Source organism: Enterococcus sp. DIV0703, from assembly GCF_051711065.1.
GTDB lineage: Bacteria > Bacillota > Bacilli > Lactobacillales > Enterococcaceae > Enterococcus_B > Enterococcus_B hirae.
In genome coordinates, this window is the sequence record NZ_JBIOLX010000001.1 from 1,836,097 (window position 1) to 1,861,596 (window position 25,500).

Consider the following 25,500-nt stretch of genomic DNA (forward strand, 5'->3'; position numbering starts at 1 on the left):
TTTAGAAAGGGACATCATCGTATCGATGCGCTTCTCTTTCTTTTCTGAGCCTTTCTTGTTCTTCATAGTCTGCCAGCCATTTCGGGATAGGTTCTTTTCGTGTTACGTTACGACTTGGCTGAGAGTTAGAGAAAGTCCTTTGGCTCTTCTTCGCTTCCCAATCTTCTTTCGCTTGGACTGCCTCCTGTAACGTAGAAACATTGTTTGACTTCCACGTAGCAAGAATTTTATCCACGTATTTTTTTAACCCTTGCATTTCTACGCTATTCTCATAAGCAGATTGAAATGCAAATAAAATCATTTCTGATCCCCATTCACGAATCCACGGACCCAATGCTCCTTGCAAAAGTCCAGTAGGTGGTTTTCCCCAAGATTTTTGAATGAACTCGTACACGCCCATATCTTCTTCATAATCTTTTATTTCATTTACTTTACTTTCTTTTTCTATTTCTCTTTCTATTTGTGTATTACGAACACCGTTAACTACAGTTGAAGTAGAGTTATTACCTCCATTAACTAAGTTATTGTCGTCATTAACTAGATACTCTTTTTTTATGGATACTTCTTTTCGTTTTCTTGTTATTAATTTATATCTTTTTTGAATGCCATTTGATGTTAAAATTTGGTATTTTTCATACTTTTCCCGATTAAAAAATCCTACTTGAATCGCTTTAGATACAACTTCTTCTACTAGACCCTCTTTCGCCCCGACATCGTCAGCAACTAAGAACGCCGAATCTTCGTCCCACCGCAAGAAATACCCCATGTCTCCATAGATATAGCCGAGCAGGCAAAGTAGTATCTCACAAGTTTGTGATCCACACGACCTACGAATTTTTCGGTACTTAATATCTTTCAAAAAATCAACATCTAGTGAGTAGTAGTCAACGCCTTGTTTATATGGCCTTGCCACTTTATCACCTCCTTAGATAAGCGAGGGGAAACTCCCTCGCTATAGTGGTGGATTCATATCATTGAACAATGAATCCTGTTGTTCATCTGTATTTGCTGTTTCTTCGTATTCATCAAACGCTGATGATACGTCTTCCACTTTTTCTGCTTCTTTACGTTCTGGTGTATCTTCTTCAACATTTGTATCGGATAAAATATCACCATTCTCATTGATATCTTTTACGACATTTTCATCAGTTACCGTTGCTTTTTGCATTTCCACTGATAGAATTCCCCATTTACTCAACATATTTCTTAAAACAGTTTTTTTGGCCATTGCATCAAAATCCTTCTTCCAACCAAAGTCAGATTTACTAAACTTTCGTTTATGCAATTCAATTTCTTGCTTTGTCCAATAAACAGTTTTTTTGAACCCATTCAATAATTCAAAATATCCAACATACCCGATGACTTTGTCAGATAAACGACCTTCTGGATCAAATTCAAACTGTTCCGTCAATCGATTCCAACCTCTTAATTCGCCTTCATATACTTCGATAACATTCAAAGACTGATATTGACCCGAACGTTGTGCTAACTGTATATATCCTTTGTATCCTAACTGAAATTGGGCTTTTCCTTTATATGGAATAATCCATGCGTATCCTAAATTTTTGTCCACTGGTAAATCTAAGGAAGCGGCAACCATTGCACTAGTAACAATGCTCATTGGATCGACAGAAGATAAATAAGAATCGTTATTTACCAAATTTAATACACTTGCCATGAAACCATCAGATTTCTCTTTCAATACTTCTTTAAATTTATTTTTCATTGTCGGTGTATTCATTAGAGCTTTAAGCCCTAATTTAGAAGGATCAACTGCTTGATTATTTTGTTCTGTTAGCTGATTCTTTAAATCTTTACTTGTTGCCATATCACTGAATCTCCTTTATCACTAATCTATTTGAAGTTGATAAGCTGTAAATTTCTTCATCTTTCATTACATATGGATATTTCTCTGCTATTTTCTTCAAGTTTTTTCGTTTAGAAACGACTGATTTTAAACAAATAATCCGATTAGGTGTGATACCTGTAGAGGCATTCTTTATTCCAAGTTCTTGGATAATTTGATTGTCGATTTGACGAATACTCTTCTCTAGTTCCTTCTTATTTTTGAGTAACTCTTCTTTTTGATCGAGTAGAACATCATAATCAGCATGAAGCATAATTTCAGTTGAATCTAATTCCGAATAACGCTCTTTTAGAAAATCTGACGTTGCTTTACTTCCATCGATCAGTGGCTCTTCTCCGCCGATAATGTTTATTTCCCAAAAATCAACTAACCGTTCTGTGATGATGTCTATCAGTTCTTGATCTCGTTCAACTCGTTTCCATACAAATCTTTGACCACCAATCAACACAGCGATATAACAATAATCCTTGTTCAAAACATTCATATAATGTTGCACTTGACACAAATAACTAAGTGGCACTTCTTCCCCTTCCCACTCTTTGCTAAGAAATTGATTCGCTGTTTTACATTCAAGAATGGCATTTTCTCCTACTACATCACGGTCGATATTGGCTCTTAAAAATGGATGTAACGGATGTTCAAACACTTGGTTTCTTCTGCGTACTTTTTTGCCTGTTCGTTCTTGAAATTCTTTGGCAACAACTTCTTCTAAAACATTGCCCCAATAAGCTGGTTCGCTCTCTGAATCTTTCAATTCAATTTGACCCGTTTTCTCAAGCCATAATTGATAAGGAGATTTGTATTTATTCAATCCAAGTACGGTTGCAACATCTGAACCACCAATACCTCTTTTGCGGTCTTCGAGCCATTCTTGATGGCTCATGTCTAAAGTTGATTTACTCATCTTCATCCTCCTCAGTTTGTGGTCTTCCCCAATCTGGAGTATTTAGGTATTGATCTAACGATGAGGCAAAGTCATTCATTAAACATCATCTCCTTTGTAGCCTTACATGCAGGACAATCGCAATCATTAGTTCGTATACTTTCTTTAAACTTATCGTTCATTAGTGTTAGTACAATTGTTTGCAAAGCAAATGTTCCACCAAATACAACAGTTGCTTCATCTACACTTGGATCAATCGCCCCAAGAGTGATGGCTACATCACTTTCGTTACACTCATGTATTAGTTCTTCAATTAAATTTTTAATTTTTGGATTCATATGGTAAAATCTCCTTAGTTATGTTTTTTTATGTTACCGATTAGCGACGGCCATCGCTGGTCGGTCTTTTTTGTGTTGGCATTTTGAAACTTTCTCTTACAGCAGTAACAACTACTAAAGTTCCCCAATAAATCAGCGCATATGCCGGGTTGATACTTGTCAGTATGATTGCTACAAGACACATAAGCAAAGCGCTTTTGACAGTCATTTTAAAAACCGTTCTCATTGCTTCACATTCCTTTCTAATTAGTATTGCGTTCTTCCCATTCCTTCACTAACTCGAAGTCATACTGCAAAACACCTCGAACCCTTCGAGAAGGTAACGGATCATTTTTTGAATTCGTCCATTTAGAAATAGTAGCTAATGAGACACCGAAATATTCAGCAATGTCTTTAGCTTTCTTCCAAACTCTTTCTTTTGGTTGCTTTTTTTGAACTAAAGGGACCACTCTTTCCATTTGTGAAATCTTCATTTTAATTCTCCTTTCATGTATCCTTGACTGATCCAATAAGTTAAACGCTGCTCGCTTAGTTGACGAATATCAATTCCAAGAATTTCGCATAGTACACTGATAAGAGTCACTTCAATCATGATCTCGTCTAAAAACTCATATGCATATGAAATGATTTGCTGACGATCCTCAGCGGTTAAATAATCCTCATTTTTGAGAAGAATTTTTTCAACTTCTTGTTTCTTTTGTTTTCGCTCATCGGATTCTATCATTTGAAGCTTATCTAGTGACGAGGGGTCTCTTCTATAAACATCTCCATCAATTGATTTAAATAATCCAAAAAATTTATAGATTACATGGAGAGTAAAATCTGAATCTCGAAAATGATCAGTTAAAGCTTGAGCATTTTCTAACGTCACAGGCTTAGTATTATGTGGCGTTGTCCAATCACTCAATGACTGTTGAGATACATTAACTTGCTTTGCTATTTCTTTCTTCGTTTTGCCACTCTTATTTATCACCTTGATTAATGATTCTCGAATGACAGCTGATTGTTTTAACAGTTTAAACACCTCAATTTCTTATTCGCCCATATATCAATACGAGCAATTTTTTTATATTATTACTTTAAAGAATCAAACAAAAGCTGTTTCATCTAATTCACGTTCAAGCTCTTTTTGAACTTCTTCAACTAAACGATTAAGTTGATCATCTGTAGCACACTTGATGACGTGAACTAGTCTAGGTCTTGCATCAAGTACGATGTTTATTTTTTCTTGGTGTGTTATAAAAATACCTCCTTGTTCTCTTTTTGTTCGCTCACTTCTTTTGCTACCATTATTTCTTTCGTAGCATTGTTTAATTCTTTTATTCCAAAAAAGCCAAAAGAGTTTCCCAATATCCGAAAGAGAGTTTCAGATTTTTTGATATCCAAGCCGAAGGAACAAAAGAAATTAAAACCGAAAATTAATTAATAGACTTTGTTCTTAATTTCTTTGGTTTAGAACATAAAGTGGTAAATCAAACGAGAAAAGATCATCAAGAGCAAGAATAATATTATTGAAGTCCAAAATACTTTAGTAAAATCTTCTTTCATTTGTCCACCTCCTTACTATGCGAAAATTCCGTTTTAGTTAACTCATGCTCTAAAAAAATATCGTCTGGTTCCTTGCCGAATACTAAAGCAATTCTTACTGCATTTTCATAAGAAAGCTTTCTCTTTCCTTTTTCGATCATCCAGTAAAACTCTTTAGTTAATCCAGCATGATTTGCTACATCTTGAAAAGTTTTTCCACTATCTTTTCTAATTTTTTCTAATTTTTTTAGAACCATTTATTTTCCTCCTTTTTTTGTTAACTTGATGTTAATTTGATTATAGTTAACAAGATGTTAATTGTCAATCAAAAAGTTACTATTTAGTTAACTATTTTTAGACAACTTGTGTTAACTACTAGTTAACGATAAAATTGTATTTAGAAATGGGGTGTTAACGTGGACTTTGGAACTAGATTAAAAGAACTGAGAAAAAGCAAAAAATTAACACAACAAGAACTAGGCGATATTATTCATGTATCTAAGGTTTCTATCTCTGGCTACGAACGTGGAGAACGAAGTCCAGACAGAGAGACATTAACCGCTCTTGCTGATTATTTTAATGTCACTACTGATTATTTATTAGGAAGAAATAAAACGCCAAAATGGGCCGATGAAAATGATTTAATTGAGTTAGATAAAATGCTCGATTCCAACGTTAACATGGCTTATGGTGGTGAAACATTAACAGATGAAGAGAAACAACGGGTAAAAGATGTTTTAACTGGTCTATTTTGGGAATTTAGAAAAGAAGACAAAAGTAAAGAGAAGTGATTTTCTATGGAGATGGACGTAATTAGTCTAGTCGGTAGACTAAAACAAAAATATAATTCTGCTAATCCCTTTACTATTTGTGAAAAAATGGATATTCAAATTAGATACGTTCCCTTTTTGAATAACCCAAAGGGGCAATTTCAAGAATTATTAGGACGCTCAATTATTCTTCTAAATCACGAACTGAAGTATTCTGAAGAACGGTTCTATATTTGCGCTCACGAACTTGGTCACGCTATATTTCATCGTGGGTTATCTAGCTATTACGTATCAACCAAAACATCCAGAAGTAAATCAGAGAGCGAAGCGAATTGCTTTGCCGCTAATCTCATTGTTTCTCTTTATAAAGAAGACAACGATAAATACCCTAGAAAAGTCGAGGAATTAACAAATTTGTATGGGCTTCCTGAAAGCGTGTATAGATTTTTAATTTAATTGGTGGCTACTACTTCCTGCCCTAAGTGGGAGTGAAAAAAATACCGGAGGAAAACTATGGAGTTAGAAAAATTTCAAGATACATTAAAACAATTAGGAAAACGAGTTGTTGAGCTTAAAGATAGCATCGGAACCGAGGAAGCTACTAAAACTTCTCTAATTATGCCTTTTTTCGCAGCATTAGGCTATGATTTATTTAATCCAACCGAATTCGTACCAGAATTTACTGCAGATGTTGGAATAAAGAAAGGTGAAAAAGTTGATTATGCAATTGTTCTTGAAGGTCAACCAACTATACTTATAGAAGCAAAATCAATTAATGAACAATTAACAAAACATGATTCTCAATTATTCAGATATTTCGGCACTACAGTATCGAAATTTGGAATATTAACTAACGGAGAAGAGTATAAATTTTTTACTGATTTAGATGAACCAAATAAAATGGATCTTACACCATTTTTGACTGTTAATATTACTAAAATTAAAGACAGCCAAATCCCAGAATTAGCTAAATTTCACAAAGATAATTTTGACGTAGATAAAATTACGAGCTCTGCAGCTGAGCTTAAATATTTAAATTCATTAAAAAATTATCTTTCTTCTGAACTCAATGATCCAACTGAAGATTTCGTAAAATATTTACTTACTGAAATTTATGATGGTATGAAAACTAAACAAACCGTTGAAAAATTTAAACCTATTATAAAAAAAGGGCTAAACCAATTTATTGCTGAAAGAGTAAATGATAAACTGAGTGCTGCTTTAAAGACATCCGTCACTGTTGAGGACAATGAAACTAAATCAGAATCTAATACTACAGATGAAACAGATAGTGAAATTGTTACGACCCCTGAAGAATTAGAAGCTTATACTATTTGTAAAGTAGTCTTAAAAGATACGATTCCTTTGGATCGATTATTCTATCGTGACAATAGAAGTTATTTCAATATTTTGTTAGATGATAATATAAGAAAATGGATTTTACGTGTCCGATTTAATACAAACGGAATGAAAATTGAGCTGAATGATGAAAATCATACAGTTTATGAATTAAAAGAACCAATAGATATCTATAACTATTCAAACCAAATTATTGATGTTGTAAATAAATTTTTATAATAAAGCCTTCGGGCTTTTCTTTTTAGATACAAAAGAACATAAGTTCGTATTTTATTTTTATTAGTACGAATTTTATCTAAATACACATTTTAATAAATATACCCAACTTGAAATATCTTACTATTGGGCATGAATTACGAAAGGATTGATTTTAATGGCCTCCATTAAAAAGTACTATTTAAAAAAATCAAAAGGTTACCGTTATGAAGTCTATGTATCAAATGGGATTGATCCCGGGACAAAGTTACAAAGAAAAATTCATAAAAAAGGATTTAAAAGTTTTGAAGAAGCTGAAAAATTCGCAAAAATCATTGAAGGACAAATAGCTTCTGAAGAATATATACAAAATAATCCTAAGAAATTAACTATAGAAAAATTCATGGACGATTGGATTAATAACTATAAAATGAATGTTAAAGAAGGAACAAGAATAGTTCATAGGGCAAATATAAAAATGTACATCAATCCTTATATTGGAAAATATAAACTAGATAAATATACTAGAGCTGATCATCAAAGATTCATCAATCAGTTACTTACTAAAAAGGGTTTAGGTAGAACTAAGGAAGGTCTCTCAGTAACAACAGCCAAAAGTATCAATGCCACTCTTAGCAATGCTTTCAAAAAAGCTATTCAGTTAGGATATATAAAGAATAACCCTACTAGTTTTGTTGAGTTTCCAAGAAATCTATCTGATAAAAAGAAAGTTAAATATTATACTTTTGATCAATCTGAACTATTTCTCGAATTTGCCAAAAAAGAGAAATCATTTATATGGTATCCCTTTTTTCTTATTATATTTGATCAAGGATTGCGAAAATCAGAAGCTTTAGGGCTACAATGGGCTGATATTGATTTTTCTCAGAATACACTTAATATCAATCGTGAACGACTTGGGGCTGCTGAAAAAGGACCTAACAAAGGTTTAATTATTACAGATGACACAAAAACCCCATCTGGTACACGATCATTGCCTATGACAAAACGAGTAAAGAAAGCCTTATTGACTTTAAGAAATCAAGTAATAAAAGAATTTGGTTTTTTACCTGAAACAGATGACCACGAAGCATTTATTTTTATAAATACTTACGGTAAAAATAAAGGTATTCCAATAAGAGATCGAACCGTTAACGGTGCTTCTCATAGAATTGAAAAACGTGCCAATCTCCCCCACATAACTGTGCATGATGGTAGACATACTTTTGCAGCTAGAACGAGACAAGCAGGAATACCTTTAGAAGATATCAAAGATTTTTTAGGACATAAAGATGTTTCTACTACACAAGTCTATGCCCATATTTCTCCCGAAGTGAAAAAAAGATCAATGAACCAATTAGAAAACTATATAGAAGAGCAAATAAAAAAGCACTCAAATTGAGCGCTTTTTTACTTTCACTATCACTAAAACTATCACTAGTTTTATTTTCAAGCGAACATGTTTCTATCACTATTTTTTTAAATCTGACTAAAAACCTTATATTACAAACGTTCGTTCAATTCTTTGGCAAGGTCTTCAAAGCCTGGTTTGCCTAGAAGTGCGAACATGTTTTTCTTATATGCTTCAACACCAGGTTGGTCAAATGGGTTAATTCCATTTAAGTAACCTGAAATACCTACAGCAATTTCAAAGAAGTACATTGTATAACCTAATGTGTAAGCATCCATTTCTGGAATTTTAACTAATAAGTTTGGTACGTCGCCATCTGTATGAGCCAATAAAGTTCCTTCAAAAGCTTTTGTATTGACGAAATCTACTTCTTTTCCTTCCAAGTATCCTAAACCATCTAGGTCTTCAGCTTGTTCTGGAATTGTAATTGATTTACGTGGTTTTTCAACTTTAACGATCGTTTCAAAGATGTTACGGCGTCCTTCTTGAATATATTGACCTAGTGAATGTAAGTCAGTTGAGAAGTTCGCACTTGAAGGGTAGATTCCTTTTTGGTCTTTACCTTCTGATTCACCGTATAATTGTTTCCACCATTCAGAGAAATATTGCATTCCTGGTTCATAGTTGATCAATAATTCAGTTACTTTCCCTTTACGGTAAAGGATGTTACGCATTGCTGCATATTGATAAGCTTCGTTTTCTTCTAGTTTATCACTTGAATAAGCTTTGCTTGCATCTGCAGCTCCTTGCATCAACGCATCGATATCTGCTCCACTAACAGCGATTGGTAGTAATCCTACTGCTGTTAAGACAGAGAATCGTCCACCGATGTCATCAGGAATCACGAATGTTTCCCAACCTTCTGCGTCGGCTTCTACTTTAACTGCACCTTTTGCTTTATCAGTTGTTGCATAAATACGTTTATTCGCTTCTTCTTGACCATATTTTTTAACAAGTAATTCTTTGAAGACACGGAATGCGATAGCTGGTTCAGTCGTTGTACCTGATTTTGAAATCACGTTTACTGAGAAGTCACGATCTCCGATTACTTCAATCAAATCAGCGATATAAGTTGAGCTGATTGAGTTTCCTGCAAAGAAAATTTGTGGTGCTTTACGTTGTTCACCATCTAATAAATTGAAGAAAGTGTGGTTTAAGAAATCGATTGCTGCACGAGCGCCTAGGTAAGAACCACCGATTCCGATAACTACTAAAACTTCAGAATCAGATTGGATTTTTTTCGCTGCTTCTTTGATACGAGCAAATTCTTCTTTGTCGTAATTAGTAGGTAGATCGATCCAACCACGGAAATCACTTCCTGCGCCTGTACCTTCACGTAATACTTTATCTGCCATTGATACTTGGCTTTGCATGTAACCTAACTCATGTTCATTAACAAATGGTGCTACTTTTGAATAATCAAAATGAATATGTGCCATTTTTTATTCCTCCTTTAAAAGATCAATATACAGCTTATACTTTACGTTTTTTTTTATAATTTTTCAAGCAAATAAATGAATTGAAGCTAATATTTACAAGAAAATTTCAAACACTAAACTAATCCTTGCGCATACATCACTTTCGCTACTTTTTCAAAACCTGCAACATTTGCTCCTAGCAATAGATTTTTTTCATTGCCATAAGCTGCTGCCGTTTGGCGACACGTTTGATAAATATTTTTCATGATTTCATCTAATTGGCGATCCACTTGTTCACTTTCCCAAGACAATCGTTGAGCATTTTGACTCATTTCTAATGCTGAGACAGCGACACCGCCGGCATTAGCTGCTTTCCCAGGACAATACCACACATTGGCTTTTTCAAAAACATTGACAGCTTCAAGAGTACATGGCATGTTTGCGCCTTCTGCGATGATTTTCACTCCACATTCAACCAAGTTGTTAGCAAGCGTTTCGTCTATCTCGTTTTGAGTAGCGCAAGGAAGAGCGATATCTGCAGTTTCTTTCAAAGTCCAGACAGATTGACCAGCATGATAGACAGCAGAATCACGTTTTTCTGCATAAGCGGTCAACCGTTCCCTTTTTTCTTCTTTGACTTCTTTTAATAGTGCCAGGTCGATTCCTTCTGGATCATAGATAAACCCACTGGAATCAGAACATGTGATGACTTTTCCACCTAATTCTTGAACTTTTTCAATAGCATAGATGGCAACGTTTCCGCTACCAGATACCAGAACTGTTTTTCCTTCAAAAGAGTCTTTTTCTGCTTGTAAAAGATGTTTGACATAATAAACCAATCCGTAACCAGTTGCTTCCGTACGAATCTTACTTCCCCAAAAATCTAATGGTTTTCCAGTAAGGACACCGGCATCATATTGTTTTAATCGTTTATATTCTCCAAACAAATAACCGATTTCTCTGGCACCGACTCCGATATCTCCAGCAGGTACATCGATGGATGGACCGATATGCTTGGATAGCTCCAGCATGAAACTTTGACAAAAACGCATGATTTCATCGTCTGATTTTCCTTTTGGATCAAAGTCACTTCCGCCTTTTCCTCCACCGATTGGTAGACCAGTTAGACTATTTTTGAAAATTTGTTCAAAAGCTAGGAATTTAAGAATACTTAAATTCACACTCGGATGGAATCTCAACCCACCTTTATAAGGGCCGATTGCTGAATTGTACTGAATGCGGTATCCACGATTGACTTGCCAGTTTCCTTCGTCATCTTGCCACGGCACGCGAAATTGAATGATTCTTTCTGGTTCTGACAACAATCCTAAAATATTACGTTTGATGTATTCAGGATGTTTTTCTAAAAATTGAGTAGCTGAAGGCATAAATTCATCAATGGCTTGTAAAAATTCGACTTGTCCTGTGTCTTTTTGATGAATATTATTTTGAATTCGTTGGACGTATTCTGTTGCGTTTGTCATTGTTTCACACTCCTTTTATAATCTTCTTTTATTTTAGCCTATTTTTATTAGATGCTCAAAACATTTCCTGCTTTCTTTTCATAAATATGCTACACTTTCTCTGAGGTGAGGAAATGGAAACAACCTATGATGTGATTGTAGTCGGTGCTGGAACTAGTGGTATGATGGCTGCAATTAGTGCGGCTGAATATGGCGCAAAGGTTCTCTTAATTGAAAAAAATAAAAAAGCTGGAAAAAAATTATTAATGACAGGTGGCGGAAGATGTAATGTCACGAATAACCGTCCAGTTGATGATTTGATTGCTCATATTCCTGGAAATGGCAAATTTTTATACAGTACATTTTCCCAATGGAATAATTTTGATATCATGGAATTTTTCGAATCTCAAGGTGTTCATCTAAAAGAAGAAGATCATGGTCGGATGTTCCCTGTGACGAATAAGTCAAAAACGATTATCGAAGCCTTGATCCATCGTTTAAATGAATTAAATGTTACGATGCTCTTTGGCACTCGAGTCGAAAAATTAGTGCATAGCGATGGAAAAATCTATGGCGTACGAACGGAATTTGAAGAATTTCAATCCTCTTGTGTCGTATTAACTACTGGGGGGCGAACCTATCCGTCGACTGGTTCTACAGGTGATGGCTATAAAATCGTTAAAAAAGTCGGTCACACTGTCACTCCCTTGTATGCAACAGAATCTCCACTGGTTTCTGAAGAAACTTTTATCAAGGATAAAACCTTGCAAGGATTATCTTTACAAGATATTTCTTTAAGCGTATTAAACAAGAAAGGTAAAGTCATCACCGAACATGTTATGGACTTGCTTTTCACGCATTTTGGGATTTCTGGACCTGCGGCATTGAGATGTTCAAGTTTCATCAATCAAGAGTTGCAAACGACTGGAGAACCTGTCACGGTCGTCTTAGACTGTTTTCCGAATCGTTCGCTTCAAGAATTGATCAACGAATTGACTGCTAAAAGCCAACAATCGAAGAAAACATTGAGTAATGCTTGGCATGGCTTTTTACCTGAACGCTTGCTTCTCTTTTTCCTTGAAAAAAGTGGATTAACGGAACAAACTGGTAGTCAAACGACAGAAAAAGAGATCCAACAATTTGCGGAGCTTTGCAAAAGTTTTTCTTTCAAAATAACCAAAACTTTTGCCATCGAAAAGTCTTTTGTGACTGGTGGTGGCGTTTCACTAAAAGAGATCAATCCAAAAACATTAGAAAGCAAATTGGTCAATGGATTATTTTTTGCTGGTGAACTGTTAGATGTTAATGGGTATACTGGTGGTTTCAATATTACTGCGGCTTTTGCAACTGGACATGTAGCAGGAATGAATGCCGCTTTTCTTAGCTGATTAAACGAAAACAGTAACGAAGGGAGTAGAAGATGTCTTACTCTTTTCGTTACTGTTTTTTCTTTTTTTAGTTGATAAACTGATGAATTGCCGACTGCATCACAGTACAAGATCAGCAAAAGTCCCTTTAGTTAAATCACAAATGGCTTGAGGTGCTAGCTCCATTTGGTGTCCTCTTTTTCCTGCTGATACAATGATCGTTTCTTGTGATTGTGCTGTTTGTTCTAAATAAGTAGGAAATAATTTCTTCATCCCAATTGGCGAGCAACCACCACGAATATAACCAGTGGTAGCTTCTAAGTCTTTCAGATGTAACATTTCTACTTTTTTGTTTCCAGATACTCTTGCTAATTTTTTTAGATCTAACTCTCGATTACCAGGAATGACCGCTACGATCGTTCCTGTTTTGTTTCCAACCGCTACGAGTGTTTTATAAATGCGGTGTTCACTTTCAGAAAGTTGCTCAGCGACAGAAGATGCACTTAAATGTGCTTCATCCCAAGCATACTCATGTTCAGTATACTTGATTTTCTTTTGTTCTACTAAGCGGATCGCATTTGTTTTCACTTGTTTTTTCTTTGCCAACATTTTCACCTTCAAATTAGATTGTTTCAATTTAATAATTTGATTATTGATTTTAGTTCCTTTACAGTGATTTGTCCAGGTGCTGATGCTTTTTCAGAGGTTAACGCACCAAAGGTCATGACCGAACCAGTCAAATTTCCCGATAAGCGCGAAATCATTCCGAGCTGTCCCATTGACATTGTAATCAGAGGCATGGACACAAACGCTCCTGCCCGTCTCGTTAGCTCCATCAAACGTAACACATCTCGTTCGTTATGGGGCATTACCGCTATTTTACCGATATCTGCACCAAGATGTTCCATCATATTCAATTGATACAATAAGACTGGATCAGCTGGGGTCTCTTTAAAATTATGACTGCTGATAATCATCGGGATGTTGCGCTGTTTGATTTCTGCTAACAACTCTTTTTCAAGGCTTTCAATTTTGTCTAATTCTAAATCAACCATATCGACTAAACCAGAGCGGATCATCTGTAGGTACAACTCGTGATATGCTCGGATCGTTATATCTCGTTTGCCACCTTCTGCTATTGTTCTAAAAGTGAAAAGCACCGGTAACCCGTCGAGCATCTCATGGATCAGTACCAACGTTTCTGTGACTTTTTCATATTGAAAGACATCTTCATAATAATCAATTCGCCACTCCACTAAATCAGCACCAGCTTCTTTGGCTAAAATTGCTTCTCGCAAAAGTTCTTCACGAGTGTCTCCGATCATTGGCGCACAAATTTTAGGATGTCCTTTTCCTAAGTTTAGTCCTTTCACTTGCACCATCTGTCCTCCCCCCCTTATTTCCTAATTTGATAGATAAATACTTTTAAATAATCCCCTTCTGGAAAGGCTTCAATGGTTTGGAAATCTTGTGGTAATCGAAAACGAGTGATTTCTTCATATTCAACATTGGCTAGCATTAGTTCATTTTCAATCATTTTTTTGAACTGATCGGTACTCACGTTAGCTGCGTTCGTTGAAGCCATAAGCGTTCCCTCGTCCGATAAAATAGCCAAGCTATCTTTAACCAATTCGCCATAATCTTTGGCTACTCGGAACACTTTCTTTTTGTTTCTCGCAAAACTTGGAGGGTCAAGCACAATGAGATCATAGGTCAGCTGCTTTCTTTTAGCATATTTAAAATAGGCAAAAACATCCATCACAATGATTTTTTGTGTCTGAAGATCCAAACCGTTGATTTCAAATTGTTCCTGTGTTTTTTTCAAACTTCGCTTTGCTAAGTCAACACTCGTGGTCTCCAAAGCACCACCCATTGCTGCCGCAACTGAAAAAGCCCCAGTATAGCTAAACATATTCAAAACAGACTTTCCTAGACCAAGTCCATCGATCAAAGCTCCTCTGACTTCTTTTTGATCTAAAAAGATGCCTGTCATCAGCCCTTCATTCAAATAAGTGGCGTAAGAGACGCCATTTTCTTTGATGATTAAAGGTTCAGGAGCTGTTTCTCCATAAACATACTGACTTTCAGGAAATTCATTTGTTTCAAAACGGATTTTTTCGTAAGCACCCTTTATCTCAGGATAAACTTGTTGAAACGCTGAGAAGAGCAAATGGCGGTAAGTATAAAGAGTTTCATTATACCAAGAAAATACTGCATAATGTTCATAATAATCAATGATCAGACCTCCGATGCCATCCCCTTCTCCGTTAAATAAACGAAATGCTGTTGTTTGTTCATCTATGAAAAAAGCTTGTCTTTTTGCTTTAGCTTCAGAAAACTTTTTCTCAAAAAATGCCTGGTCAAACGTTTCATTTTGTTGACTCAAAACCCAACCGATTCCTTTGTTTTGTTTACCTAAATAGCCCTTAGCTAAGAAATTATCTTGTTGATCAACCAATTCGATCCACTGCGTGGTTTCATTGTACGACTGAACCAAATCTTCCTTTTGAATCAATGGATAACCGTTCTTGATACGATTTCCTGCTTTTTTCTTAATTTGTACTTTCATTGACTCACCTACTTTACCTTTATCATTAATCAGTATACCAAATATTAAGCAGGCTGTCTTAGTGCTAGCGTTCACAAAAGAATAAGAAATCCTTAATCACCGGTGTAAGCGTTTGGTTTCGATTGACACTGGATTTGCGTACTAGTAAAATAGGATGGAATATGTAGTTTGAGCAATCATAACTTCATAACACTCTGTAAATGAGAAGAGTGGGGAAAGGGAGATTACATTGAGACGAATAAAAACACCCGCCTTTTTGAATAAAAGGCTCGGATTTTTTTCTTTATTAGCTGTTTTACTTTGGCTAAAAACAATTTTTGCCTATTTGTTTGATTTCAATTTAGGCATCGAAAGTGGCATACAATACTTTATACTGTTTATCAATCCGATCGCTACCACGTTGTTGTTAATGGGGATTGCGTTATATGTGAGACGGACGAAAGCGTCTTATATTACAATGATGGTCATTTATTTCCTATTGACTTTACTGGTGTTCTCCAACGTAACTTATTATCGTGAGTTTACGGATTTTATTACGATCAATACCATCTTGGGGGCAGGAAAAGTAGCTAGCGGGCTTGGAGAAAGTGCTATTCGCTTATTTAGACCATATGACGTCCTTTATTGGATCGACTTTATCATTGTCGCTGCATTATTGATAACCAAAAAAATCAAAATGGATCCACAACCGATTCGTGCACGAATGGCTTTTGCGATCTCGACTTTGTCAGTCATGATTTTTTCTGGAAATTTATTTTTAGCAGAAGCCGATCGCCCAGAATTATTGACTCGTACTTTTTCTAGAGATTATTTAGTCAAATATTTAGGTATCAATGCGTTTACCGTCTATGATGGTATCCAGACTTACCAAACGAACCAAGTACGAGCAGAAGCAAGTCCTAATGATCTGAAAGAAGTAGAAAGTTATATCAAAGATCACTATGCTGAACCAAATGATGAAACATTTGGTATTGCTAAAGGAAAAAATGTGATTTATATCCATTTAGAAAGTTTCCAACAATTCTTGATCGACTATAAACTAAAAGATGCCAATGGTGTAGAACATGAAGTAACGCCATTTCTGAATAGTTTATATCATAGTAACAGTACATTTAGCTTTGACAATTTCTTCCATCAAGTTAAAGCAGGTAAAACCAGTGATGCTGAAACCTTATTTGAAAATTCACTATTTGGTTTAAATCAAGGATCGTTATTCACTCAATTAGGTGGAAAGAATACCTTCCAAGCTGCTCCTGATATTTTGAGTCAGACACAAGGTTATACGAGTGCTGCCTTCCATGGTAACGCTGGTACATTCTGGAATCGTAATGAGACCTATAAAAAATTAGGTTACAACTATTTCTTTGATGCTTCTTATTATGATGTCAATGACGACAATTCATTCCAATATGGATTGCATGATAAACCGTTCTTCCAACAATCAGTACAATATTTAGAACATTTACAACAACCTTTTTATTCTAAATTTATTGCGGTATCTAATCATTATCCTTATTCTAAGTTCACAAACGAAGAAGCAGGCTTCCCGCTAGCTACGACAAATGATGAAACGATCAACGGATACTTTGCAACAGCGAATTATCTCGATACAGCAGTTGAAGAATTTTTCAACTATTTGAAAGCTAGTGGTCTTTATGATAATTCTGTCATCGTCCTTTATGGTGATCACTACGGAATTTCTAACTCTAGAAATAAATCGTTAGCGGAACTAGTGGGTAAAACCAGTGATACATGGACCAACTTTGACAATGCACAAATGCAACGAGTTCCCTACATGATCCATCTTCCTGGACAAACAAATGGTGGAATCAATCATACCTATGGCGGACAAGTGGATGCATTACCTACTCTACTCCATCTGTTAGGAGTAGATACCAAAAATTACAATCAGCTAGGACAAGATCTCTTTTCTAAGCAACATGATCAACTTGTTACTTTCCGTGATGGTGATTTTATTACTCCTAAATACACTTATTATGGCGGAACGATTTACGATAACAAAACCGGACAAGCCATTACAGAACCGACTCAAGAAGTTCAAAATGAAATTGATGCATTGAAAGAAAAAGCGAATAAACAGTTAGCTGTTTCAGATCAAATCAACAATGGTGACTTACTCCGCTTTTCTACAGATACTGGGTTAGACCCAATTGAAGCAAGTCAATTTGATTACAAAAACGGCATGAAACAGTTGCTTGAAAAAGAAAAAGAACTAGGTGACAAATCAACAAGTGTCTTTAGTCAAAACAATAACCAATCAACAAAAGATCTATATGAAACCAAAACTTACCAACAAATAAATGGGACACAGACGAGTGATTCAGTTCCTTCTTCTGAATCTGATAAATAGCTAGCCTTTCTTTCAAAAGGATTACGTGCCCATAGAAGTAATGATTATAAAAGCTAAGATTGACGAAAACCAATTCTTGTTTTTCGTTAATTCTTAGCTTTTTTCATGCACTTTAATTTGAGTTACTCTGGCGTTTTTCTAGAAAATAGAGCTTAAACTCACGTATTAGAACCATCCATGAACATTGGATTTTATTCACAAAATATAGCGGAACAGTTGATTTATCGTCATTTTCGTTTATTAAAAAATAGGGATTTCCTGATTTTACTATATGAATTTCATACTTTATTCATATTCATTTTCTATAATTTAAAATGAGGTGAAAGTGATGAGAATACTCCGCTATTCAGTTGCAAGAATGCGTTATTATAAAAAACAGACACTCTTTAGTTGCTTATTTACAAGTGTCACTGCTTTTTTATTGATGCTTGTGTGTAACTTATATCATTTACAATCAACACTTTATGCACAAATTGAAGATCGTCTTAGTTTCTTGGACACGACGTCCTTAAAAGTACACTTTCCGTCTTTTCTATCAGTGAAACAATTTTATGTCGAGCTGATCTTGTTGTTACTGTTCTTGTTTGTTGGCGCATTTATCTTTTTCTTTCAGCGAACATTAAAACAAGACCAACGTGAATTGATCAACTGGCGTTTAGCTGGTTTATCGAAAACTAGAATTTTTCTTTTGATCATCTGGCAAATGATCTTACCATTACTGATCTGTTGCACACTCTTATTTATTGGAATTGTGCTTTTTCAAAACATTTATCAAGCACTGTTACAACATCTTAATTTTTGGAGTCTAAGATTATTTGAATTGCCTGACACCCATTCACTTATATCGACTACTCGACCATTAGCCATACCGATGGATCAACAAACTTTTTTTAAAATTGATTTTGTAAACGATGCTTTTTTCTTCGATACGTTTAAGAGTTTCCTACAAACGGTTGGCCTTCTTATCTCCATCAGTCTATGCATTAGTCTCTTACAATTTACGATTTTCTATCAACGTTTAAAAAAAGGTAAGGTGATCTTTCATGAATACATGTAAGCCAATAATGTCTTTAGGAGAATTAGCTGTTATTCTTTGCCCAAAAGCAAAACAAGAAGAACTATTAACAGCGCTAAAAGAGCAAGCGATTGTATCGAGTCCCAAACAATTACTTATCGTCCAAAAAGATTGGCCTCTCTTCCCTTATTTAAAAACCAAAGATCAAGTACTACTGAATTTATCTGAAAATAAAAAAGAACGTTTATCTTTTCAAGAAATGCTCAAGATTGATCCAGCACTTCTTAACAGAGAACCTGATCAACTCTCTCTTTTTGATAAAATCAAACTTCAATTGTTGCATGCGTTACTTGCTAAAAAAGACAAACTCATCATTGAAGAAGTGCTGGATGAACTTAAAGTAATTGAAGCACAAGAAATTCTTGATCTATTTGATTATCTAGTCAAAAACAAAAAAATCGCCATTCTATTACTGACTCATGATGAAACCATTGCTCATAGTCAGTATGTCGACCAAATCTATGATGAACGATAAAAAGAGGTCGTGGAAAGAGCAACTCAACCTATGTAATAAGGATGAAACTCACAGCTTCCTATGTTTTGAGAGTTTCATCCTTATTGCCGAAGATCAGCTCTTTGAACACTATTTAGCTCCTCTCTTAATTGTTGAGGAGTTGTTTCTTGAACGCCGTTTAGCAAGAGGCTGTGAAAGAAGCGCTTATTGTTGAGGAATTGCTTCTTGAACGCCGTTTATTCGTTTTTAGGGATACTAAAAGAGACTGAACCAATTTTCGGATCAGTCTCTTTGTTTATTTTATTTCTACATCTGGTAATTTAACTGTAAATGTTGTTCCTGTCCCCAGTTCGCTTTCTACTTCCAGTTTTCCTTTATGAAGCCGAACTAGCTGTTGAACGATTGGAAGTCCTAGACCTGATTCCCCGTATTTTGTATTCTTTCTTGAGGGATCAACTTTATAATAACGGTCCCAAATACTCTTCATTTGTTGTTCAGTCATTCCGATACCTGTATCCTTAATTCGGATAATCGTTTCTAGATAACCTTTTTCTAAAGAGATCGTGATCGTTCCATTTTCTGTAAATTGAATCGCATTTTGGATGATATTCACCATGATTTGCACAAATCGGTCATAGTCTGCATACACTTCCACATCGTCTTCTGCTTGTAAAACTAAAACATTCCCTGCAGCTTCTGCTTTTGTTTCAAGCTGTGCCACAATATTTTTCAATGTTTCTGTACCATTGAATCTTTTAATAACCATACTGATTTGATTGGTTCTGATTTTTTCATAGTCTAGATTTTCGTTAACTAAGCGTATCAGTCGTTCTGTTTCATTTTTCATCAAGTTGATCGCATTTTCTCTTTGGTCTTCAGGAATTGCATTATATTTTAGACCTTCAAGTAACCCGTTGATTGTGGTTAGCGGCGTACGCATTTCGTGAGAAGCATCTGCCATAAATTGTCTTCGGCGGTTTTCTTGCTCTTCGATTTCAGCCTGAGATTCTTTTAAAGAATTCGTCATTTTGTTGAAGTCATCCGCTAATTCATCAAATTCATCTTTATCATGAACTGGCAATTGGACATCAAAATTTCCATTCGTGACTTCTTTCGTTGCATTACGTAAACGATTGATCCTTTTAACCTGAAAAGCAGCAAACGCATAACTCGCTAATATAGCAACAATACTTGAAAAAATAAAACCTTTAAACAGATTCAATGTGACCGACCGAACACTATTATCGATATTTTTAGCCGGTTGACTAACAACCAAGCCACCATAAAATTCATGATTTAAATTAAAAGGTACTAAGGCATAAGACGTCGCTTGATTTTGTCCTAGTATATTTTTGTTGGAGGTAAATTTTACTTGTCTTCCATGACGCAGATTATCCCATTGTTCCGCTTTAATCGTAAAGTTCAATACCACATTATCAGTAGGATAAATGACCCGTTCGTTCTTATCGATAAAAATAAAATTGACATTTTGTTCTGATAAGACTTGTTCCGTTAATAATAATGCATTTTGAAACGCTTGATCTTGGCTTAATTGAGGAAACGTGTCTGTGTATGTCTGTGTTGTCTTCTCGACAGATTCTGCATAGCCAAAAAGTTGTTGGTAATTATTTTCTTCAATGGTTTGCTTAGTCAGTTGCGTAAAAGAAACACCTACGATCAAAATGATCATCGCGATCATTCCGCAAAAGGCTAATAACTGCTGGTAAAGATAGCGCATTAGGCCACACCAGAATCATCAAATTTATAACCTACGCCCCAAACCGTTTGAATGACTTGTGGTCCAACCTTTTCGATTTTTTGTCGAAGCTTTTTGATATGCGCATCAACCGTTCGTTCATCACCAAAGTATTGATAATCCCACACTAATTCCAGTAATTGTTCCCGAGAAAATACTTGGCGTGGTTTTTTAGCTAGTGTAAATAGTAGATCAAACTCTTTCGGTGTCAAACCTTCGATTGGTGCTTTATTTAAATAAGCTTCACGTGTTTTTGTATTCATCTTAAAGTGATCTGTTTCGATATCGAAGTGATCGTCCGAGTTGTTTGTTTCTTCTTTTACCTCTACCAATTCACTACGACGGTGTAAAGCTTTCATTCGGGCAATCAAAGTTAGTGGGCTAAAAGGTTTGGTCACGTAGTCATCTGCGCCCATCTCTAATCCAATAACCTGGTCACTTTCAGAATCACGAGCTGTTAACATAATGATCGGAACTGTACTAGAGACTTTCCGAATTTCTCTTCCAACAAGCATACCATCCATCGTTGGCAAGTTCAGGTCTAAAGTGATCATGTCCCAGTAATTCGGTCTTTCTAAAAAAGCATCTAGACCTTCTTTTCCGTCATATTTAAAAGTTGCTTCCCATCCTTCATTCAAAAAAAACATCTGCATCATTTCAGATACGGATTGATTATCTTCTATCATTAAAATATTCATTTTTTATTTCCTCCAATACTATCATCGAGTTCTTGTAATTTTTTTTCAGTTAAGATAAAAATCGGCATAATTGGAAAAACTAAAACCAACATCTCGATTATAAAATAGTTTGTCTGTCCAGTTAATTTTAGTAAATAGCCGATCAAGGCCATCAATAAACCGAAAATAAAAAAATATTTTCCACTTGTTTTTTGTGCTAACCGCCAGTGAACATCGGATTTTGTGGCACGCGGTGAGTGGTAACCATAAAAAGGCAGATTCCCTTTAGAAGGGATAAAAAGAAACAAGCAACCTAGGATAGTCAAAAATACTCCGACAACTAAAAAAATCATATGATCCCTCCTAAATCTCTCTTTCTAGTATACTCTAAAAATTAACTTGAACCAATATATTCGGTAATTCTTCACGAAAGGTTTGTCTTTTGTTCATTCTTTGTTAAGATAGGGGTAATCGAATAAAAAAGGGGTTTTTTTTGTGTCAAATTATCGTGCAATTACTTTTTTTGATCTTGATGGAACACTGTTAGATGCTCAATCAAAAATCACACCAGAAGTGGCCGAAGCAATGCAAGCACTACAGGCAAATAACGTCCTGCCAGTCATAGCAACTGGACGAACTGAAGCTGAAATCAAACATATCATGTCAGATGCTGGTATTTCCTCTGCAGTTACGATGAATGGTTCTTACATCAGCGTGGATGGTCAAGAAGTTCATTCTGAAATAATCGCAACTGAAGACTGTCAAAAGATGCTCGAACATGTCCAAATACAAGGGCACCAGCTCTCATTTTATAACCATCAACATATTTGGTGTACTGCACACACACAAACGATGATTGATGCCTATAACTTTATCCATTCAAATGTACCAGAAATCAATCCGCAAGCTTATTTGGATCATCCAATCAATATGTTACTTATCCTCTCTCAATCTGGGGATGAATATTATCATGAACAATTTCCTGATCTGACTTTTTATCGAAATGGTCCTTACTCGATTGACACGGTCAAAAAAGGAATCTCGAAAGGCACAGGAGTGAAACGTCTAAAACAAGAATTAAACCTTGTTGATGTGCCTACATTTGGATTTGGTGATGGACCAAATGACTTTGCACTGTTAGAAGCATGTGACAACAAGATCGCGATGGGCAATGCTTACAATGATCTCAAAGAACTATCCACTTTTATTACAAAGAAAAACACTGAGGGCGGAATCGTTCATGCGCTCAAACATTTTGACTTGATTTGATTTTTAATCGAAATACGATGTATATTTCCGAGTAACTGAGAGATGATTTTTTACAGTATTAGCTATTGAGAATCATCTCTTGATACTTCGGACGATTTGCTTTTTCCGTAATCGTTTCTCGTTGAAAAAATTCAATTTTGTGCTATAATATAAATTGTATGAAAAATACACGTAACCCTTGTTTATAACGGGGACGTTACGGATTCGACAGGCACAGTTTGAGCTTGAATTGCGTTTCGTAGGTTACGTCTACGTTAAAACGTTACAGTTAAATATAACTGCTAAAAACGAAAACAACTCTTACGCTTTAGCTGCCTAAAAACAGTTAGCGTAGATCCTCTCGGCATCGCCCATGTGCTCGAGTAAGGGTCTCAAATTTAGTGGGATACGTGACAACTTTCCGTCTGTAAGTTGTTAAAGAGATCATCAGACTAGCGATACAGAATGCCTGTCACTCGGCAAGCTGTAAAGCGAAACCACAAATGAGTTGACTATGAACGTAGATTTTTAAGTGGCGATGTGTTTGGACGCGGGTTCGACTCCCGCCGTCTCCATTGTGAGATTTCGGTAGATTTCACTAAATGCCTAAATCCTTATTTTAAAAGGATTTAGGCATTTTTTATTTTCGGTAGTTTTCGTTAAATGAAATTTATTCAAGCTCATTTTCAAGTCCGAAAGATTCATCTCTCACGCTGATTTTTCATTGGGTCCCACTCAACTTTTTTTTGATTCATACTAAAATTATATGGAAACAAAAAGACACGACCTAAATCGTGTCCGAACATTCATATATGAAAAGAAAAATACTTAAATCTACTATTCTGTTTTTTCTTCTAGTCGAATACTGTTTACTCCCCAATATGCAGCAACGCTTCTATTTCTCTCGTTATTCTTATCCATAGTAATATCACCATCATTGTGAACTGGATAAATTGTTTGTGTCTTATAATTTAATGGTGGAACAACTATATCCATTTCACCACTCTTCATTTGCTTTTTAATGGATTCAGTTTGGCGACTATAACTTACATAATTTTTATAGATGTCTGCAGTTCCATTGAAAAACAATAATAAAAAACTAACTAGTAAATAACTGAAAATCATAGAAAAAACAACTTTATTGCTTCTATCAAAATTTGTTAATAATTCAAAAAGACTAATTACTATAGATATGAAAAGAAAAATAACTCCTCCAAAATAAGATCTAGACCAAGATAATGCAGTTGGAGAAATTGCAAGCACTCCTATTGTCAATATACCTCCCACGAAAAATAACGAACTTAGAATATTACTAAGTGTAAAACTACTATTTAAGTATGATAAAACAAGCAAAGCTAATCCTATCGTTAGAGGGAACATGGCATTATCCTGTAACGCATGACTGATTGCAGGGATTGCATCAAGAATTTTCCAAGCAGTTGAAAGCGTACTTCTATGAAAATAAGTCGCTCTGATATCGTTCCCAGGTGCCATAACCATAAAAAGAAAACCTACAATATTTCCAACAATACCTGCGATCATCCATTTTTCAATTTTTTTCTTCTTATAAAAATAGGAAAGAACAGTATATGCTATAACAATGAACAACGTTCCTCCGGAGGTATTTTCGTTACACCAACCAGCTACTATACCTAAAAGAAGCATGCCTATTGTTTTAAAAAGACTATTATTTTGTTCTTCAGATTCTGCTATATATCGATGATAAACCAGAATAAAAGATAACATAATCACCATTGCAGTGAGATAATTTACAGAACCAGCCAACCATAAGTAAACATTATTGAAAGCTGGGGTAAATGTCCACATTAATGCAAAGATGATAAACGCTTTTAGATAAACATTCTTAGTAGTTCGCTCTTTTACTATGGAAGAAAACATAATAATTTGATAAACCAATAGGGAAAACATGCAAGAATTATACACATTAAAATATATTTTTGGAAGTTTAGTAAAAAAACGAAAAATAATATGGACTACCGATCTCCCAGTCCAAGTCATATATTGTTGATACTCATCAAACAAAATTGTTTTTATGCTTGAGGTCTTTACAAAATAGTAATAATCGTCGTGTACCAAAGGAGACATACTATTTAAAAGAAGCATAAAACCAAAAATACAAAATAAAACAATAAATAAATGTCTGTTGCTCTTAATTTTTTTAATCATACCACCCAATTAACTCCTCTTTATCTCGAAATATAACTTAGTATAACACAGATTTAATAGTGGTTGTGCCAAATTAAGAGATACAGAATTAATATCCTAACCAATCATTTATCCTACTGCTCAAATCAAGTAGCGCTATCCTTCAAATGACTTTCAACAGCTAAATGTTCTGTTTCCCCGACTCTCTTCTCATTTTTACTACAGTGCATTTGACTGTCTCTACGTCGCTCATAACATTTATTGATTTGTCGATAATACCTTGATGCTTCTCCTGTACATTGTTCTGACTCATTACAAATCATCAGTCCAATGAACAGAACTACAAAATGCTTTGTTTAGAATTTGCAAATACAACATCCAATATATTTTCATTGCATACAATCCTTCATCGTTTTAAATAACACAATTCCTTAAATGGATATAGTAAAAAATATATCTGCTACAAAAATTTTACTAGTCGTTTGATAAAGTAATAAACGACATGCTGCGAATGTCAATGCACTATCTCTTGTACCCTCTCAATAAAAAAACTTACTTCATCGATTAATGATTTAGCAAGTTTTTT

Annotated in this window: 25 protein-coding genes, 1 other RNA gene and 1 pseudogene; 10 read left to right on the forward strand and 17 right to left on the reverse strand. The window is 35.1% G+C overall.

Going from position 1 to position 25,500, the window contains the following annotated elements:
* Position 1: 1 nt before the first annotated feature.
* From IGK81_RS08345 to IGK81_RS08380, 8 genes are all read right to left on the reverse strand, one after another.
* Positions 2–913 (reverse strand): Lin1244/Lin1753 domain-containing protein, encoded by a 912-nt coding sequence (locus tag IGK81_RS08345; protein WP_412003873.1) that lies wholly within the window; start codon positions 911–913, stop codon positions 2–4.
* 39 nt (positions 914–952) lie between these two features.
* Positions 953–1,828: a recombinase RecT gene (locus IGK81_RS08350; protein WP_088775715.1), complete on the reverse strand. Its 876-nt coding sequence runs from the start codon at positions 1,826–1,828 to the stop codon at positions 953–955.
* A 1-nt stretch (position 1,829) separates the two neighbouring features.
* Positions 1,830–2,777, reverse strand: coding sequence for a YqaJ viral recombinase family protein (locus IGK81_RS08355; RefSeq protein ID WP_200906400.1), 948 nt, complete (start codon positions 2,775–2,777; stop codon positions 1,830–1,832).
* 65 nt (positions 2,778–2,842) lie between these two features.
* Positions 2,843–3,088 carry a hypothetical protein gene (locus IGK81_RS08360; protein WP_010718397.1) on the reverse strand — a complete coding sequence of 82 codons (246 nt, stop codon included), beginning with the start codon at positions 3,086–3,088 and terminating at the stop codon, positions 2,843–2,845.
* Between the two features lie 40 nt (positions 3,089–3,128).
* Complete coding sequence (locus IGK81_RS08365) at positions 3,129–3,314, reverse strand: hypothetical protein (RefSeq protein WP_010718398.1); 186 nt, start codon at positions 3,312–3,314, stop codon at positions 3,129–3,131.
* A gap of 16 nt (positions 3,315–3,330) precedes the next feature.
* Positions 3,331–3,561: a DNA-binding protein gene (locus IGK81_RS08370; RefSeq protein WP_010718399.1), complete on the reverse strand. Its 231-nt coding sequence runs from the start codon at positions 3,559–3,561 to the stop codon at positions 3,331–3,333.
* The gene (locus tag IGK81_RS08375; protein ID WP_412003874.1) at positions 3,558–4,112 is read right to left on the reverse strand and encodes a hypothetical protein; all 555 of its coding nucleotides are present in this window, start codon (positions 4,110–4,112) and stop codon (positions 3,558–3,560) included. Before IGK81_RS08375 ends, IGK81_RS08370 begins: the two co-directional genes overlap by 4 nt.
* Before the next feature lie 520 nt (positions 4,113–4,632).
* Entirely contained in the window at positions 4,633–4,872 is a 240-nt protein-coding gene (locus IGK81_RS08380) for a helix-turn-helix transcriptional regulator (protein WP_128435909.1), read from the reverse strand.
* A 159-nt stretch (positions 4,873–5,031) separates the two neighbouring features.
* Here IGK81_RS08380 and IGK81_RS08385 point away from each other — a divergent pair, with 159 nt between their 5' ends.
* From IGK81_RS08385 to IGK81_RS08400, 4 genes are all read left to right on the forward strand, one after another.
* Positions 5,032–5,406, forward strand: coding sequence for a helix-turn-helix domain-containing protein (locus IGK81_RS08385; RefSeq protein WP_053766639.1), 375 nt, complete (start codon positions 5,032–5,034; stop codon positions 5,404–5,406).
* 6 nt (positions 5,407–5,412) lie between these two features.
* Positions 5,413–5,841 (forward strand): ImmA/IrrE family metallo-endopeptidase, encoded by a 429-nt coding sequence (locus tag IGK81_RS08390; RefSeq protein WP_010718404.1) that lies wholly within the window; start codon positions 5,413–5,415, stop codon positions 5,839–5,841.
* A gap of 57 nt (positions 5,842–5,898) precedes the next feature.
* A complete protein-coding gene (locus IGK81_RS08395) occupies positions 5,899–6,963 on the forward strand; it encodes a type I restriction endonuclease (RefSeq protein ID WP_053766638.1) in 1,065 nt (354 codons plus the stop codon).
* Positions 6,964–7,117: 154 nt separating this feature from the next.
* The gene (locus tag IGK81_RS08400; protein WP_130029513.1) at positions 7,118–8,341 is read left to right on the forward strand and encodes a tyrosine-type recombinase/integrase; all 1,224 of its coding nucleotides are present in this window, start codon (positions 7,118–7,120) and stop codon (positions 8,339–8,341) included.
* 101 nt (positions 8,342–8,442) lie between these two features.
* Here the strand turns inward: IGK81_RS08400 and IGK81_RS08405 are convergent, their stop codons facing one another.
* Together IGK81_RS08405 and gdhA are read right to left on the reverse strand one after the other, a co-directional pair.
* Positions 8,443–9,789, reverse strand: a complete 1,347-nt coding sequence (locus IGK81_RS08405) for a glucose-6-phosphate isomerase (protein WP_010718407.1) — start codon at positions 9,787–9,789, stop codon at positions 8,443–8,445.
* A gap of 113 nt (positions 9,790–9,902) precedes the next feature.
* Positions 9,903–11,252, reverse strand: a complete 1,350-nt coding sequence (gdhA, locus tag IGK81_RS08410; RefSeq protein WP_010718408.1) for an NADP-specific glutamate dehydrogenase — start codon at positions 11,250–11,252, stop codon at positions 9,903–9,905.
* 113 nt (positions 11,253–11,365) lie between these two features.
* Between gdhA and IGK81_RS08415 the strand changes: the two genes are divergently transcribed.
* Complete coding sequence (locus IGK81_RS08415) at positions 11,366–12,619, forward strand: NAD(P)/FAD-dependent oxidoreductase (RefSeq protein WP_034698501.1); 1,254 nt, start codon at positions 11,366–11,368, stop codon at positions 12,617–12,619.
* A gap of 99 nt (positions 12,620–12,718) precedes the next feature.
* On the opposite strand, the gene ybaK is transcribed toward IGK81_RS08415, so the two are convergent.
* The 3 genes from ybaK to IGK81_RS08430 are packed head-to-tail and all read right to left on the reverse strand — an operon-like array spanning position 12,719 to position 15,167.
* Positions 12,719–13,204: a Cys-tRNA(Pro) deacylase gene (gene ybaK, locus IGK81_RS08420; RefSeq protein ID WP_025480513.1), complete on the reverse strand. Its 486-nt coding sequence runs from the start codon at positions 13,202–13,204 to the stop codon at positions 12,719–12,721.
* 26 nt (positions 13,205–13,230) lie between these two features.
* Positions 13,231–13,980 (reverse strand): type I 3-dehydroquinate dehydratase, encoded by a 750-nt coding sequence (gene aroD, locus IGK81_RS08425; protein WP_010737845.1) that lies wholly within the window; start codon positions 13,978–13,980, stop codon positions 13,231–13,233.
* A 14-nt stretch (positions 13,981–13,994) separates the two neighbouring features.
* Positions 13,995–15,167, reverse strand: coding sequence for a class I SAM-dependent rRNA methyltransferase (locus tag IGK81_RS08430; RefSeq protein ID WP_034700771.1), 1,173 nt, complete (start codon positions 15,165–15,167; stop codon positions 13,995–13,997).
* Positions 15,168–15,396: 229 nt separating this feature from the next.
* Between IGK81_RS08430 and IGK81_RS08435 the strand changes: the two genes are divergently transcribed.
* The 3 genes from IGK81_RS08435 (at position 15,397) to IGK81_RS08445 (ending at position 19,088) form a co-directional block, all read left to right on the forward strand.
* A complete protein-coding gene (locus tag IGK81_RS08435) occupies positions 15,397–17,538 on the forward strand; it encodes an LTA synthase family protein (protein WP_010718413.1) in 2,142 nt (713 codons plus the stop codon).
* Between the two features lie 328 nt (positions 17,539–17,866).
* Complete coding sequence (locus IGK81_RS08440) at positions 17,867–18,595, forward strand: hypothetical protein (RefSeq protein ID WP_010737848.1); 729 nt, start codon at positions 17,867–17,869, stop codon at positions 18,593–18,595.
* Positions 18,582–19,088, forward strand: coding sequence for a hypothetical protein (locus IGK81_RS08445; protein WP_010718415.1), 507 nt, complete (start codon positions 18,582–18,584; stop codon positions 19,086–19,088). Before IGK81_RS08440 ends, IGK81_RS08445 begins: the two co-directional genes overlap by 14 nt.
* A gap of 274 nt (positions 19,089–19,362) precedes the next feature.
* Here IGK81_RS08445 and IGK81_RS08450 read toward each other — a convergent pair whose 3' ends face one another.
* The 3 genes and pseudogenes from IGK81_RS08450 to IGK81_RS08460 all read right to left on the reverse strand — a co-directional run bounded on the left by IGK81_RS08450 (position 19,363) and on the right by IGK81_RS08460 (position 21,853).
* The gene (locus IGK81_RS08450) at positions 19,363–20,805 is read right to left on the reverse strand and encodes a sensor histidine kinase (protein WP_010718416.1); all 1,443 of its coding nucleotides are present in this window, start codon (positions 20,803–20,805) and stop codon (positions 19,363–19,365) included.
* Positions 20,805–21,521, reverse strand: a complete 717-nt coding sequence (locus tag IGK81_RS08455) for a response regulator transcription factor (RefSeq protein WP_010718417.1) — start codon at positions 21,519–21,521, stop codon at positions 20,805–20,807. Before IGK81_RS08455 ends, IGK81_RS08450 begins: the two co-directional genes overlap by 1 nt.
* Positions 21,496–21,853, reverse strand: a pseudogene (locus IGK81_RS08460) (SdpI family protein). The gene IGK81_RS08455 and the pseudogene IGK81_RS08460 overlap by 26 nt, the downstream one beginning before the upstream one ends.
* A gap of 142 nt (positions 21,854–21,995) precedes the next feature.
* Here IGK81_RS08460 and IGK81_RS08465 point away from each other — a divergent pair.
* Both IGK81_RS08465 and ssrA read left to right on the forward strand, forming a co-directional pair.
* Positions 21,996–22,769: a Cof-type HAD-IIB family hydrolase gene (locus tag IGK81_RS08465; protein WP_431393270.1), complete on the forward strand. Its 774-nt coding sequence runs from the start codon at positions 21,996–21,998 to the stop codon at positions 22,767–22,769.
* 189 nt (positions 22,770–22,958) lie between these two features.
* Positions 22,959–23,326, forward strand: a transfer-messenger RNA (tmRNA) gene (ssrA, locus tag IGK81_RS08470).
* Between the two features lie 259 nt (positions 23,327–23,585).
* Here the strand turns inward: ssrA and IGK81_RS08475 are convergent.
* Entirely contained in the window at positions 23,586–24,935 is a 1,350-nt protein-coding gene (locus IGK81_RS08475) for a DUF3329 domain-containing protein (protein WP_034700773.1), read from the reverse strand.
* Positions 24,936–25,500 lie beyond the last annotated feature (565 nt).